The organism is Acinetobacter sp. YH12058, assembly GCF_013419805.1.
Taxonomy (GTDB): domain Bacteria; phylum Pseudomonadota; class Gammaproteobacteria; order Pseudomonadales; family Moraxellaceae; genus Acinetobacter; species Acinetobacter towneri.
Genome location: NZ_VOZL01000006.1, coordinates 1 through 13,174 on the forward strand (window position 1 = coordinate 1; position 13,174 = coordinate 13,174).

10 protein-coding genes and 1 rRNA gene are annotated in these 13,174 nt (G+C 42.9%); 8 read left to right on the top strand and 3 right to left on the bottom strand.

The window, feature by feature from the left end; genetic code table 11:
- Positions 1-4: 4 nt before the first annotated feature.
- A 5S ribosomal RNA gene (rrf, locus tag FTU09_RS05485) occupies positions 5-119 on the top strand.
- 123 nt (positions 120-242) lie between these two features.
- On the opposite strand, the gene FTU09_RS05490 is transcribed toward rrf, so the two are convergent.
- Positions 243-926 (bottom strand): TIGR04219 family outer membrane beta-barrel protein, encoded by a 684-nt coding sequence (locus tag FTU09_RS05490; protein ID WP_131262041.1) that lies wholly within the window; start codon positions 924-926, stop codon positions 243-245.
- Between the two features lie 172 nt (positions 927-1,098).
- Between FTU09_RS05490 and FTU09_RS05495 the strand changes: the two genes are divergently transcribed.
- From FTU09_RS05495 to FTU09_RS05505, 3 genes are all read left to right on the top strand, one after another.
- The gene (locus FTU09_RS05495; RefSeq protein WP_180079714.1) at positions 1,099-2,541 is read left to right on the top strand and encodes an aldehyde dehydrogenase family protein; all 1,443 of its coding nucleotides are present in this window, start codon (positions 1,099-1,101) and stop codon (positions 2,539-2,541) included.
- 565 nt (positions 2,542-3,106) lie between these two features.
- Positions 3,107-4,591, top strand: a complete 1,485-nt coding sequence (locus FTU09_RS05500) for a sodium-dependent transporter (protein WP_104852799.1) — start codon at positions 3,107-3,109, stop codon at positions 4,589-4,591.
- A 1-nt stretch (position 4,592) separates the two neighbouring features.
- Complete coding sequence (locus FTU09_RS05505) at positions 4,593-4,703, top strand: methionine/alanine import family NSS transporter small subunit (RefSeq protein WP_004970370.1); 111 nt, start codon at positions 4,593-4,595, stop codon at positions 4,701-4,703.
- A gap of 129 nt (positions 4,704-4,832) precedes the next feature.
- Here FTU09_RS05505 and rsmB read toward each other — a convergent pair whose 3' ends face one another.
- Both rsmB and fmt read right to left on the bottom strand, forming a co-directional pair.
- Positions 4,833-6,140, bottom strand: a complete 1,308-nt coding sequence (gene rsmB, locus FTU09_RS05510; RefSeq protein WP_180079716.1) for a 16S rRNA (cytosine(967)-C(5))-methyltransferase RsmB — start codon at positions 6,138-6,140, stop codon at positions 4,833-4,835.
- Complete coding sequence (gene fmt / locus FTU09_RS05515) at positions 6,137-7,099, bottom strand: methionyl-tRNA formyltransferase (RefSeq protein WP_179994460.1); 963 nt, start codon at positions 7,097-7,099, stop codon at positions 6,137-6,139. The genes rsmB and fmt overlap by 4 nt, the downstream gene beginning before the upstream one ends.
- A gap of 370 nt (positions 7,100-7,469) precedes the next feature.
- Here fmt and ilvD (FTU09_RS05520) point away from each other — a divergent pair, with 370 nt between their 5' ends.
- The 4 genes from ilvD (FTU09_RS05520) to FTU09_RS05535 all read left to right on the top strand — a co-directional run bounded on the left by ilvD (FTU09_RS05520) (position 7,470) and on the right by FTU09_RS05535 (position 12,912).
- Entirely contained in the window at positions 7,470-9,299 is a 1,830-nt protein-coding gene (gene ilvD / locus FTU09_RS05520) for a dihydroxy-acid dehydratase (RefSeq protein WP_019837334.1), read from the top strand.
- Positions 9,300-9,517: 218 nt separating this feature from the next.
- Positions 9,518-11,203: a dihydroxy-acid dehydratase gene (gene ilvD / locus FTU09_RS05525; RefSeq protein ID WP_004970362.1), complete on the top strand. Its 1,686-nt coding sequence runs from the start codon at positions 9,518-9,520 to the stop codon at positions 11,201-11,203.
- A 118-nt stretch (positions 11,204-11,321) separates the two neighbouring features.
- A complete protein-coding gene (locus FTU09_RS05530; protein ID WP_180079718.1) occupies positions 11,322-12,635 on the top strand; it encodes a hypothetical protein in 1,314 nt (437 codons plus the stop codon).
- Positions 12,625-12,912: a chorismate mutase gene (locus FTU09_RS05535; protein WP_179990837.1), complete on the top strand. Its 288-nt coding sequence runs from the start codon at positions 12,625-12,627 to the stop codon at positions 12,910-12,912. The genes FTU09_RS05530 and FTU09_RS05535 overlap by 11 nt, the downstream gene beginning before the upstream one ends.
- The last annotated feature ends 262 nt before the right edge of the window (positions 12,913-13,174 follow it).

The following is a 13,174-nucleotide window of genomic DNA, read 5'->3' on the forward strand; positions in this document are numbered from 1 at the left end:
TTGTGCTGGCGACCATAGCAAGAGTGAACCACCTGATCCCTTCCCGAACTCAGAAGTGAAACCTCTTCGCGCTGATGGTAGTGTGGGGTTACCCATGTGAGAGTAAGTCATCGCCAGCTCATTATTCAAACACCCTCAACTAGCGTTGAGGGTGTTTTTTTATGTAAAAAAGAAAAGTAGAATGAATAAAAAAACCCTTAAACATAATTTAAGGGTTTTAAATTTATTTAAATATCAAATATTTAGAAATGTGCTTCTAAGCCTAAATATGGGCCTTTAAACTCTAATTGAGTTTCCTGATTGGAATCTTGATTGAGCTTAATATCTAAAATGCGATAGCCCGCTTTTAAACCCACATCGACCAAAACGGTATCGACAAAGTTATATTTAATTTCTGCCTGAGCATCACGAACTTCATTGTCGCTATTTTTGGCGTAATTTGCTTCAGCTTTGGCACTTAAACCCGTAAACGGTAATTTAACTGCTGCCTCTGCATATAACATAGCTAAAGTTTCACTGACGTCTTGTGTTGAAAACAAATTAGATCTTAAGTCACCTTCAAGTACTTTGGCGCCAAATCCAACATCTGCTGCAACAATGTTATCTAAAATTTCATAATATAAAATGAAGTCTGAGTAATCTAAATCCAGCTGATTGATTTTTACACCAGCAGCGCTTTGCTCGCTTTCGGCCTGCAAATTGGCATGCTTAATTTTGGCATTGGGTAAAAAAGGAACAGGATGTTCTACTGCCAGAGTAAAGGGTAAGGCAAAATCGTCATCTAAGTTTGGTGATAACTGAGCCTGATTCCAGTCTGCGCTATATTTCCAATAATCTACACTGGCTTTTACCCCAATAATATCGGCATGCACCGCTGAACAACTAATTAAACTGCATGCTAAAGCAAAACGTTGTAATGTAAGCATATAAACTCTAGTATTTTGTCATCATCATTTGGGATGAATGGTGTGGTGTTGTATGTTCTCGTGACAAAAAATCATGTGAAATATTGTCCAACTTAGCGCATCATACATTTTCTAGAATCAAAATTCTTGTAAAAATATAGCTTAATTCGCGCCAAAAATAGAGGATTTCAGTATGCAAAATGTCCATCCACCTGTCGATTATCCGCTCTATCTTGCCAATAAAGCCGTAGAAACAGGGCAATGGTTAGCCGTTCAGCATAAATATTCTCAAAATTTATATGCGCGTGTTGCACTTGCCGATGAAAAAAGTATTGAAAAGGCCATTCGTGCAGCCGTAAAAGCAGAAGCTGAAATGGCAAAATTACAGCCCTTTCAAAAACAAAAAATTCTGTTGCATTGTGTGCAGCGTTTTCAAAACATGCGTGAAGAATTGGTCGAGATTTTAATTGCTGAAGGTGGAAAGCCACGTTTGGCCGCGATGGCAGAAGTTGAACGTTTAATTAATACCTTTCAAATTGCGGCAGATGCGGTGTCACAACTAGATGAAGGGCGTATTTTACCGTTGGCGGTGACGGCTGCTGCTGTGAATTATCAAGGAATGGTTAAGCATGTACCCATTGGTGCAGTATCTTTGATCAGTCCTTTTAATTTTCCGTTGAATTTAACTGCACATAAAATTGCACCCGCGATTGCCGCAGGTTGTCCTTTTGTATTAAAACCTGCCAGTGCCACGCCTATTTCAGCATTGAAAATTGCAGAAGTGTTGGCAGAAACAGATTTACCTAAAGGTGCATTTTCGGTATTGCCTTGTGAGCGTGAGCAAGCCGATGTTTTAGTGACAGATGACCGCTTTAAACTGCTCAGTTTTACGGGTTCAGATGTGGTGGGTTGGGATATGAAAGCCCGCGCAGGACGCAAAAAAGTAACACTAGAGTTGGGCGGCAATGCAGCGGTGATGATTGAACCCGATACTGACCTGAATGATGCATTGATTCATCGCTTAATTGGTGGAGCGTATAATCATGCTGGGCAGGTGTGTATTAGTGTGCAACGTATTTTGGTGCATGCCGACGTGTATGCCGAACTGAAAAAGAAACTCGTGAGCCAGCTCAAGAAAATTAAAGCAGCAGATCCTGATTTAGACAGTACTTTGGTCGGGCCAATGATTAAGGAAGCTGAAGCACAGCGCTTGCAAAAGTGGATTGATAAAGCAGTGAAAAAAGGCGCAAAAATATTGGCAGGTGGCGAGCTGAAAGGTGTGATGTTTGAGCCGACTTTATTGGAACAGGTCGATCCAAACTTGGAGGTTTATAAAGATGAAGTTTTTGGCCCTGTTGCCATTTTGGAAAAATATTCATCTTTTGAACAAGGAATTACACGTATTAACCAAAGCCGTTTTGGTTTACAGGCGGGTATTTATACACAAAGCTTGGAAAAAATGCTGTATGCATGGGATCAGTTACAAGTTGGTGGGGTGATTATTAATGATATTCCATCGTTCCGTGTGGACAATATGCCTTATGGTGGCGTGAAGGATTCAGGTTTAGGGCGTGAAGGGATTCAATCTGCTATTCGGGATATGCAGGAAGAGCGTTTATTGGTAATTAAGCGTTAAGTATCTGATCTAATGATGCATCGTTATAAATAAAGAGAAAGGATGAGTTAACTCTGAATTTTGAGATGATTGATTACAGTGCTGTAGTTCGGTGAATAATAGGCTACAGCGCTGCTAAAATAGATGAAAATTAAAATAACTCAAATAGCATCAAAATTTCATTCCAAATAGTTATACGATTTATAACTAAAAAATCAAGTCAAAATGGAGTGGAATTTGAACGTTTGATTAAAAAAATGCATACAAAAAGCATCTTTCTAAGCAGAATTTACAGAAAAATTGTTCAAAAATGAGTATTGTTAAGCCATACAAAAGCGCAATATTGGGCAAAGACTTTAAGCAAGATTTTCCGAATATTTCGCTGTTTGACCTTTAGAATTTGATGCTCAAAAGGTGTGACTCTAAAGCAAACACCCAGATTTTCATTTTTTGCAGGATATTTTTTGCGTGCGCTAAAGTACCGTTATATAAAGTAAATTTAAGCTAATGAAAAAGCAAGTTATTTATATAAAAGGTCAGAATTAAAAAACAAGCAGCAAAAAATAGCCTGAAGTTTAGGTGTTCTATGACAGATTCTCGTGAGAGTTGGTCCGCGCGATCAGGCTTTATTATCGCAGCCATTGGTTCTGCGGTCGGGTTGGGCAATATTTGGCGTTTCCCTTATGTTGCCTATGAAAATGGCGGCGGCGCATTTTTAATCCCTTATTTAATTGCGATCTTTGCCGCAGGTTTGCCATTGCTGTTTTTGGACTATGCAGTCGGACATAAATACCGTAAAGCACCACCAACCGCTTATAAAAAGCTCATGAACAGTGAAGCATTGGGCTGGTGGCAGGTGATGGTGACTTTGCTGATTGGTATTTATTATGCCAGCGTATTGTCTTGGGCAGGCAGTTATATGTTCTATTCCATTGGTCAGCAATGGGGAACAGACACTGAAAAATTCTTTTTCACAAGCTACTTACAAAATGGTGAAGGTTTAGCCTTTGGTTTTGTACCAACCTTATTTATTGGCTTAGTCATCGTATGGACGGTGGTGATGTTCATTTTATATGGTGGGGTGAAAAAAGGGGTTGAGCTGTCAAATAAAATTTTTATACCACTTTTGCTGATTTTGTTCTCTATTCTCGTGGTTCAAGCTTTACGTTTACCGGGTGCAGTCGATGGCTTAAATGCTTTCTTTACGCCTAACTGGGAAGCGATGGCGAACTATAAAGTATGGTTAGCTGCCTTTGGTCATATCTTCTTCTCACTTTCAGTGGGTTTCGGGATTATGTTGACCTACTCATCTTACCTAAAACGTAAAACCAACTTGACTGGTTCAGGCTTGGTGGTTGCACTTGCAAACTCATCTTTTGAAATTTTAGCGGGTATTGGTATTTTTGCTGCGCTTGGTTTCATGGCGTACAGCGCAGGTTCATCGGTAGATGAAGTGGTTTCTGGCGGTATTGGTTTAGCCTTTATTGCATTCCCGAAAATCATTTCAAGCTTGGGTGCAGGTGGCGATTTATTTGGTTTCTTATTCTTCGCTTCATTGACGGTTGCAGGGGTGACCTCAATGGTGAGTATTCTGCAAGTGCCCATTGCTGCGTTCCAAGACAAACTGGGTTGGTCGCGTAAGCGTGCAGTAACCATCATTGCGGGTGGTTCAGCTATTGTTTCAACCATTTTATTCTCTACCCACAGCGCGATCACTTTTGTCGACATCATTGACTACTTTGCCAACAACATTGGTATTGTTGGTGGTGGTTTATTGTCGATCATTTTGGTGACTTGGTTCCGTCGTCCATTGCTCAAAGAATTGCAGCAACACGTTAACCAATACTCAAGCATTAAATTGGGTTGGGGCTGGAATTTCCTATTAACCATCGTGACTCCGCTTTCATTGCTCGTGGCTTTAGGCTTAACCCTGAAATCTATTTTTGCAGAAGGCTATGGTGGTTATCCATTACACATTTTACTCACCGTGGGTGGTGGTACCGTGGTGCTCTTTATTATTGGCGCGGTATTGCTTAGCCGCTTAAAAGATCACGACGCAGCGGAGAAATAAGATGAATACATCTGCATTGGTGATGTTGATTATTTCAACAGTGGTACTTTGGGGTGGTTTAGTTTTGGCGATGATTCACCTGATCAAAAACCCAGATGAACTCGAAGACTAAGCATTTTGCTGAAACGGGTGCGATGCTGTAAAGCATTGCACTGGCTAACTAAAATAACCCTTGATTGATTCAAGGGTTATTTTTTTGGAAAGGCTATTAAATGAGAAGAATCGTTAAAACAGAAATAGCTTAGGCGGTTTTTTCAATACGACAATAATAAAAACCATCCCCGCGTCCTTGTTGCGGCAATAATTGGCGCCCATACAGTTGTGGAATGCCCCAATCTGCCTCAATTTTGACTTCTTTGGCATTTTGATGTTCGGAAAAGAATTGCTGCATTTGCTGTTCATTTTCGGCTTTTAAAACCGAGCAGGTAATGTAAAGCAAGGTGCCACCAACTTTGAGCTGTTGCCACATCTGCTGCAAAATCTGTTGCTGTAATACCACCGTCTGCTGAATATCGCTAGATTGACGCAGCAAACGAATATCTGGATGACGACGCAAGACTCCAATTGCAGAACATGGTGCATCCAATACAATACAGTCTACTGCTTCACTGGCATTCCATGTGGTTGCATCGGCAGCCAAAATTTCGACTTGCGCTTCTTGATTCAGTTGCAGACGTTCTAGGTTTTCGCTGACACGTAACAGACGTTTGGCATCCTGATCTAAGGCAATCAATTTTTTAGGCTGAAATTTTTCGAGCAGATGCGCTGTTTTACCGCCGGGTGCTGCGCAGGCATCGACCACGACTTTGCCATCTAAATTTGGCAAGAGCGTTGCACACAGTTGGGCATGTTCATCCTGAACGGAAAATACGCCTTCATCAAAACCAGGTAAGTCAGGAATGTGCACATTTTGCAACATCACAATGCCGACTTCAGACACGGTGCAAGCTTCTGCTGCAATCTCTTGTTCCTGCAAAATTTCTAAATAGTCATCACGGCTGATTTGGCGTGTATTAACCCTTAAGGTCAGAGGTGCGGTTTGCTTTAAAGTTTGCGTCAGTTGTTCTAATTGTTCAGGCCAATCTTTTTTCAAGCGTTTATACAACCAACTTGGCAAACCATGTGCTTGTGCCAAAGCCGTTTGAAATTCCGATGTTTCACGTGAAACACGACGCAGAATCGCATTCACCACACCGCTGAGTGCTTGATAGCCCAATTGTTTGGCTGCAGTTACGGTTTCTGAAATTGCGGCATGACTGGCTACACGGGTGCAAAGCACTTGATATAAGCCAACATATAAACAGGTTTCAACGGTTTCATTGTTGAGTGGTTTTACCAACAGCGGCAAAGTAATGCTTTTTAGGGCATACCATTGTCGCAAGGTGCCCAAAACCAGCTCATGAAACAAGGCGCGGTCTCGTTCTGCGACTTTACTTAAATGTGCAGGTAAAACACTCGCCAATGACTGCCCTTGTTGTGCAGCCAATAGCGTACGGATGACTTGGGCACGCAAGTTCAAATGTGAGTTGCCTGATTCAGAATGGCTCATGCGAGAACTTGTCCTGTTTGAAGTTTTTGAGTTTGAATGATTTGCACAGGATTCAGGGGTTTAGCGCCTGGCCATTGCAACGAGCTTAAGCACACTGCTTGTTGATCGCCACAAGCGACGTGTACGCCTTGTTTGTCTAGTTTTAAAATTGTACCCGCAGCTTTGCCTTGTGCAGATTCATCCGATAATGCTGAACCCCAGACGCGCAAGTTTTGAGTGTCATCTAAAGGGATAAACGCCACAGGCCACGGATTAAAGGCACGGATATTACGGTCAATTTCGGCTGCAGTTTGTGACCAGTTAATTTGCGCTTCGGCTTTCGTCAGTTTGTGTGCGTAGACCGTCAAGGCTTCATCTTGCACTTCACGCGCAGCCAAATAGTCTTGCAATTTTTGCTCTGAAGCCAGTACTTCGACAATTGCTTCGGCACCTTGCTGCGCCAGTTTATCATGTAAAGTAGCAGAGGTGTCTGTGGCAGTAATTGGGCATAGGGTTTTATACATCATATCGCCTGTATCTAAGCCTGCAGCCATTTTCATAATGGTAATGCCTGTTTCGGTATCACCTGTGGCAATAGCACGCTGAATCGGCGCTGCACCACGCCAACGTGGTAGTAAAGAACCGTGAATATTCAAGCAGCCATATTTTGGAGTATCTAAAACCACTTGCGGCAAAATTAAACCATAGGCAGCAACCACCATCACATCGGCATTCAATGCAGCCAATTCTTGTTGAGCCGCCAGACCTTCTTCAGTAGATGATTTAAAATGTAAAGGTTGATAGACAGGAAGATCGTGTTGTAGTGCCAATTGCTTCACCGCAGATGCTGTGAGTTTTTGTCCGCGTCCTGCTTTACGGTCAGGCTGGGTGTAAACCGCGACAATCTCATGTTCGGTGTTCAGGAGTGCTGCCAAAGCGCTTGCAGCAAATTCAGGCGTACCTGCAAAAACGATTTTCAATGGAAATCAACCCATAGTTTTAGATGACGCGGCAATTATAACAAATTGCGGCTCAAAGGTCGGAACGGGTTGTAACAAATCCACCTTGTCGCTGTGCTATAAATTATTATGATAAAAATTAGTAATGCAAAATTTAAAAATTATTCATGAAAGTTTTGTATTGCATTCAGTATGATCAACAAGGTGCTGTGGGTTCTCGTCACTTTTTATCCATCATAAAGTTGGTAAAGCAGCAGCCTTACTACCTCAAGCTGTAGTAAAATAGAAAGACTCTTAAACTATTTTGCAGTGATACAGATCTTGCAAACAGTATTATTTCGCCAGAATGAATTTCAGATTCATTTCAGCACAACCAAGTTGGAACTTTATAATGCCTGACTATCGTTCAAAAACATCGACACACGGAAGAAATATGGCGGGTGCACGCGGCTTATGGCGTGCAACGGGTATGAAAGACGAAGATTTCGGTAAGCCGATTATTGCGGTGGTCAACTCATTTACCCAATTTGTACCTGGCCATGTGCATTTAAAAGACCTCGGTCAAATGGTGGCAGAGCAAATTCAGGCGGCAGGTGGTGTTGCCAAAGAATTTAACACCATTGCTGTAGATGACGGGATTGCCATGGGTCATGACGGCATGTTGTATTCATTGCCATCGCGTGACTTGATTGCCGACTCGGTAGAATACATGGTCAGCGCACACTGCGCCGATGCAATGGTGTGTATATCCAACTGTGACAAAATCACACCAGGGATGCTGATGGCTGCTATGCGTCTGAACATTCCAGTGGTGTTTGTGTCTGGCGGCCCAATGGAAGCAGGTAAAGTCAAAATTCGTGGCAATGAACACGCGATTGACTTGATTGACGCGATGATTGTGGCGGCAGATGACAACTATACGGATGAAGAAGTTGCTGAATATGAGCGTTCTGCATGTCCAACTTGTGGTTCATGCTCAGGGATGTTCACTGCAAACTCAATGAACTGCTTAACAGAAGCTCTAGGTTTATCTTTACCAGGCAACGGTTCAATTGTAGCAACTCACGCCAACCGTAAAAAACTGTTTGATAAAGCAGGTCAGTTGATTGTGGAATTGGCCAAACGCCATTATGAACAAGACGATTACAGCGTATTGCCACGTTCAATTGCAACCAAAGCATCTTATGAAAATGCTATGACGTTGGACATTGCCATGGGCGGTTCAACCAACACCGTACTGCACTTGTTGGCGGCTGCCAATGAAGCAGGTGTGGATTTCACCATGGATGATATTGACCGTTTATCACGTAAAGTGCCTGTACTATGTAAAGTAGCGCCTGCAAAACAAGATGTTCACATGGAAGATGTACACCGTGCGGGTGGCATTATGTCTATTTTAGGCGAGCTGGATCGCGCAGGTTTATTGGACACTTCAGTAGGCACAGTTCACGAAGCGACTTTAAAAGATGCTTTGGATAAATGGGACATCATCCGTACCGAAAATGAAGACGTTTACCAGTTCTTCCGTTCTGCACCGGGCGGCGTACCCACCCAAACAGCATTCTCACAAGACCGTTACTATTCACGTTTAGATGGTGACCGTGACAATGGTGTGATTCGTAATGCAGAACACGCTTTCTCTAAAGATGGTGGTTTGGCGGTACTTTACGGCAATATTGCTTTAGATGGCTGTATTGTAAAAACTGCAGGGGTGGATGATTCTATTTTGAAATTCAACGGCACAGCACGTGTTTTTGAAAGTCAGGATGCTGCTGTAGACGCGATTTTGGGCGGTAAAATTACAGCGGGTGATGTGGTGGTGATTCGCTACGAAGGCCCACGTGGTGGCCCAGGTATGCAAGAAATGCTCTATCCAACCAGCTATTTGAAATCGAAAGGTTTAGGCAAAGAATGTGCCTTACTGACCGATGGTCGTTTCTCGGGCGGTTCTTCAGGTCTTTCAATTGGTCACGTTTCTCCAGAAGCGGCTGAAGGTGGTGCGATTGGTCTGGTTGAAGATGGTGACCGTATCGAAATTGATATTCCAAACCGCAGCATTCACTTGGCGGTAGATGACGCAACTATGGCGGCACGTCGTGAAGCGCAAGAAGCTAAAGGCTGGCATCCTGCAGAAGAACGTCCACGTAAAATTTCTAAAGCGTTGAAAGCTTATGCCATGCATACCACCAGTGCGGCAAAAGGTGCGGTACGTGAAATCTAAGCAGTACTTGGCAATTTAAGCTGCTACAAAAAAGCACTCCAAAATTGGGGTGCTTTTTTATGTGTCTGCAATGAGCGATGTCAGTATCGCAGCAAATTTGAGCGATGAAATTAGACAGGCATTTTCGTTTACATCCTGCCTGCTTTCGATACAATGAAAAATAAAATAAATTGTCATGATGAGCACGTCATTTCACCCATCTTGCTAAGGAATCAGCCATGAGTAAACAGAATATCCGCGAACATTCAGCCGAAGTCTATGAAGGCATTGAAAATGCACCTGCACGCTCCATGATGCGTGCGGTGGGTTTTAAGGATGAAGATTTTACTCGTCCATTTATTGGCATTGCATCGACTTGGGCCAATGTCACACCATGTAATATGCATATTGATGGCTTGGCGCGTGAAGCGGAAACAGGCGTGAATCAAGCGGGTGGTAAAGGCATTATTTTCAATACCATCACCATTTCAGACGGTATTTCAAACGGCACCGAAGGCATGAAATATTCATTGGTTTCACGTGAAATTATTGCCGACTCAATTGAAGCCGTGGTGGGTTGTCAGGCCTATGATGGTGTGATTGCAATTGGTGGCTGCGATAAAAACATGCCGGGCTGCATTATGGGACTGGCGCGTTTAAATCGTCCGGGCTTGTTTGTTTATGGCGGCACTATTAAACCGGGTGCAGGACATACCGATATTATTTCGGTGTTTGAAGCCGTGGGTCAGCATGCCAAAGGTGAAATTAACGAAATTCAGGTCAAACAAATTGAAGAAGTGGCTTTGCCAGGTGCAGGCTCTTGTGGTGGCATGTACACCGCCAACTCTATGGCATCGGCCATTGAAGCATTGGGCATGAGTTTGCCGGGGTCTTCAGCACAAGAAGCTGTTTCTCAAGATAAAATGGATGACTGCCAACGCGCAGGCGAAGCGGTCATGAATCTGTTACGTCTGGATATTAAACCACGTGACATTATGACCAAATCTGCCTTTGAAAATGCCATTAAAGTGCTGATTGCTTTGGGTGGATCGACCAATGGTGTACTGCATTTAATTGCCATGGCACATTCTGCAGGGGTTGAACTGACACTAGATGATTTCGTGCGTATTGGTCAGGAAACTCCAGTGGTGGCCGATGTACGTCCATCGGGCAAGTATTTAATGTCGGAGCTGATTGCCATTGGCGGAATTCAACCATTGATGAAACGTATGTTAGATGCAGGCATGCTTGATGGTTCTTGCTTAACGGTTACAGGTAAAACTTTGGCAGAAAACTTGGCCGATGTTGCTGATTATCCTGAAGGTCAGCAAATTATTTTACCGTTTGATGCACCAATCAAAAAAGATTCGCACTTGGTGGTTTTAAAAGGCAACTTATCACCTACGGGCGCAGTGGCAAAAATTACAGGCAAAGAAGGCTTGTATTTTGAAGGCCCTGCACGCGTTTTTGAAGGTGAAATTGGCGCGATGCGCGGCATTTTAGATGGTGAAGTGCAAGAAGGTGAAGTGGTGGTGATTCGTGGTGAAGGCCCTAAAGGTGGCCCGGGTATGCCAGAAATGCTGAAACCAACTTCTGCAATTATTGGCAAAGGTTTGGGTAATTCAGTCGCGTTAATTACCGATGGACGTTTTTCGGGTGGCAGTCACGGTTTTGTGATTGGGCATGTGACCCCAGAAGCGTATGAAGGCGGGCCAATTGGTCTGGTGAAAAATGGCGATAAAATTTCGATTAATGCCGAAACCCGTGAAATGACTTGGCATGTGTCGGAAGAGGAAATGGCAGCACGTAAAGCGGCATGGGTCAAACCAAAGCCAAACTATACCCATGGTGCATTGGCGAAATTTGCTAAATTGGCATCGGGCGCAGAAAAAGGTGCAGTGACTGATCTGAATTTAGAGGTCTAATTGATCATTTTTATATGAATTGATATAAATCCTTGTGTACTATTGAAGGACGAGCGCACATGATTTGCATGTGGCTTGTCCCCAAACCACAAGGATTTTCTTTTTAGAGGCTGATCTCATGTCACTGTTACGCCGTTGGTTCGATCCGATCAGATCGAGTTGGTTTTATCAAAAACCATCTCGGCAAGCGGTGTTGCCCACGGAACACGGACTGAGTGTGCATTTGCGTCTAGATGATGTATATAGCTATTTGGCGGTACAGGAGTTGCCGCAATTAGAAGATATTCTGGCCGATGAATTAAAACCTTTAACCGTGGTGATTTCGCGGCAAAGTGGCGATGCACCGAATCAAATGTCGGCTGCAGAATGGCAAAATTACTGTATTCAAGATGCACAAATTCTTGCCAAACAACATCGGTTTAGTTTTCACGATAGCCCTGAATCACCGACTGCAGAAGCCTTAATGCAGGCAGAAACCATTTTGCGGCATACGCCGTTACGTGGTCAGGATTTTTTGTATTTACTCGAAGATGTGTTTCACATGCTGTGGCAAAAGCAGTCGGGTAAATTACGCACTTTATATGCCATGTCCAGCCGTCATCATCAAATTCAGGATTTTCCTGAACGGGTTTTTGATGATGCACCTGTATTGGCCAGTTATTTTGAGTTTGGTGGACGTAAATATCATGCGGTCGATGATTTATTGCGTTTGACACGCCGTTTAAAACAACAAAAATTACTCACCGATAATCCTATTTTCTTGATCAATCACATTGAATGGCGAGAACATTTAATTAGTGATGCCGAAGAACTCAATGAAATTCAGGCACTCGACCCTGAACTGGATTTGTATATTGCACTGGAAGACCCGATTTCTTGGTTGTTATTGGCGTATATCAAAGAAGAATTAGCTGCCTATTACAATATCCATTTGAATGTGTATCCCTTGTCTTATCATGGACGCGACTGGTTTGACTGGAGTTTGGCAACACGTTTATCTAAACGTACTGATGTTGCGTTTACGCCGTTTTGCCGCCCGACTGAGCAGGCGACTTATCAAATGGCACAACTGTATTACAGTGTGCCTGAAGAACAGCGTGTCGATGCCATATATCGCATTTTGCAGGCGGTATGGACGAGGGGGCAGGATTTATCCTTTAAAGCGCATTTTGAACGTATGCAGCGTGAACTCGAGTTAGATCAACTGACCACAGCGGATGTGACTGAGTTGCTCAAAGAAAATGATATGCTGTGTGAAATGAAATCTCAGCCTGATTTTCCTGTGTTGGAATTGCGTATAGATGGGCAAAGCTACGTGTTTAATAGCTTATATCGGGTGTGGATGATTGAAAGTATTTTCAGTAATGTGTTAGAAGAAAAGTATAAGAGTGAAACCGAAACTGAAAGTGTAGCCCAAGCCCATGAACAATGAAAAAGTAAAATCATTACAACAAGCACGTGACAAAATAGACCAAATTGATGTGGCTTTAATTGAACTGATTGCATCGCGTCAGTTTTATGTCGATCAGGCCATGCGCCATAAACAGACTGTGGAAGATGTGCAGTCGCCGCAGCGCGTGAAAGAAGTGATTGAAAAAGTCCGTGCTTTGGCTGTGCAGCATGCAGTCGATCCAGACATGGTCGAGCGTTTGTATCACGATATGATTCAGCATTTTATTCAGCGTGAATTAAAAGAATTTCGTCCTTAATTAGCCTATCTCTAAGCAGATCTATCCCTAAGTTTGGGCGATGCTTCAAACGCAGCCCAAACTTTGCATTTATGCGGAAAAACCGCGTATCTATATGTCATTTTGGTGTTCAAAGCATAATTTTTAAAAATTATTTGCTTGTTTTTTCTGCAGGTGGCTTTGAGCGCTAAGCCTTGCCTGTCTTGGCTTTGCTGGGTTTTTAAAAAGAATTGGTAAAAAAAAGAATATGATTTTATTACATTTTTTAACATTGTAAGTTTGC

Bases quoted from the DNA above. Each gene is read 5' to 3' on its own strand.
- ilvD (WP_004970362.1), top strand. From the start codon at position 9,518: ATGAGTAAACAGAATATCCGCGAACATTCAGCCGAAGTCTATGAAGGC.
- FTU09_RS05505 (WP_004970370.1), top strand. From the start codon at position 4,593: ATGAATACATCTGCATTGGTGATGTTGATTATTTCAACAGTGGTACTT.
- FTU09_RS05535 (WP_179990837.1), top strand. From the start codon at position 12,625: ATGAACAATGAAAAAGTAAAATCATTACAACAAGCACGTGACAAAATA.
- FTU09_RS05500 (WP_104852799.1), top strand. From the start codon at position 3,107: ATGACAGATTCTCGTGAGAGTTGGTCCGCGCGATCAGGCTTTATTATC.
- FTU09_RS05490 (WP_131262041.1), bottom strand. From the start codon at position 926: ATGCTTACATTACAACGTTTTGCTTTAGCATGCAGTTTAATTAGTTGT.
- rsmB (WP_180079716.1), bottom strand. From the start codon at position 6,140: ATGAGCCATTCTGAATCAGGCAACTCACATTTGAACTTGCGTGCCCAA.
- FTU09_RS05530 (WP_180079718.1), top strand. From the start codon at position 11,322: ATGTCACTGTTACGCCGTTGGTTCGATCCGATCAGATCGAGTTGGTTT.
- FTU09_RS05495 (WP_180079714.1), top strand. From the start codon at position 1,099: ATGCAAAATGTCCATCCACCTGTCGATTATCCGCTCTATCTTGCCAAT.
- ilvD (WP_019837334.1), top strand. From the start codon at position 7,470: ATGCCTGACTATCGTTCAAAAACATCGACACACGGAAGAAATATGGCG.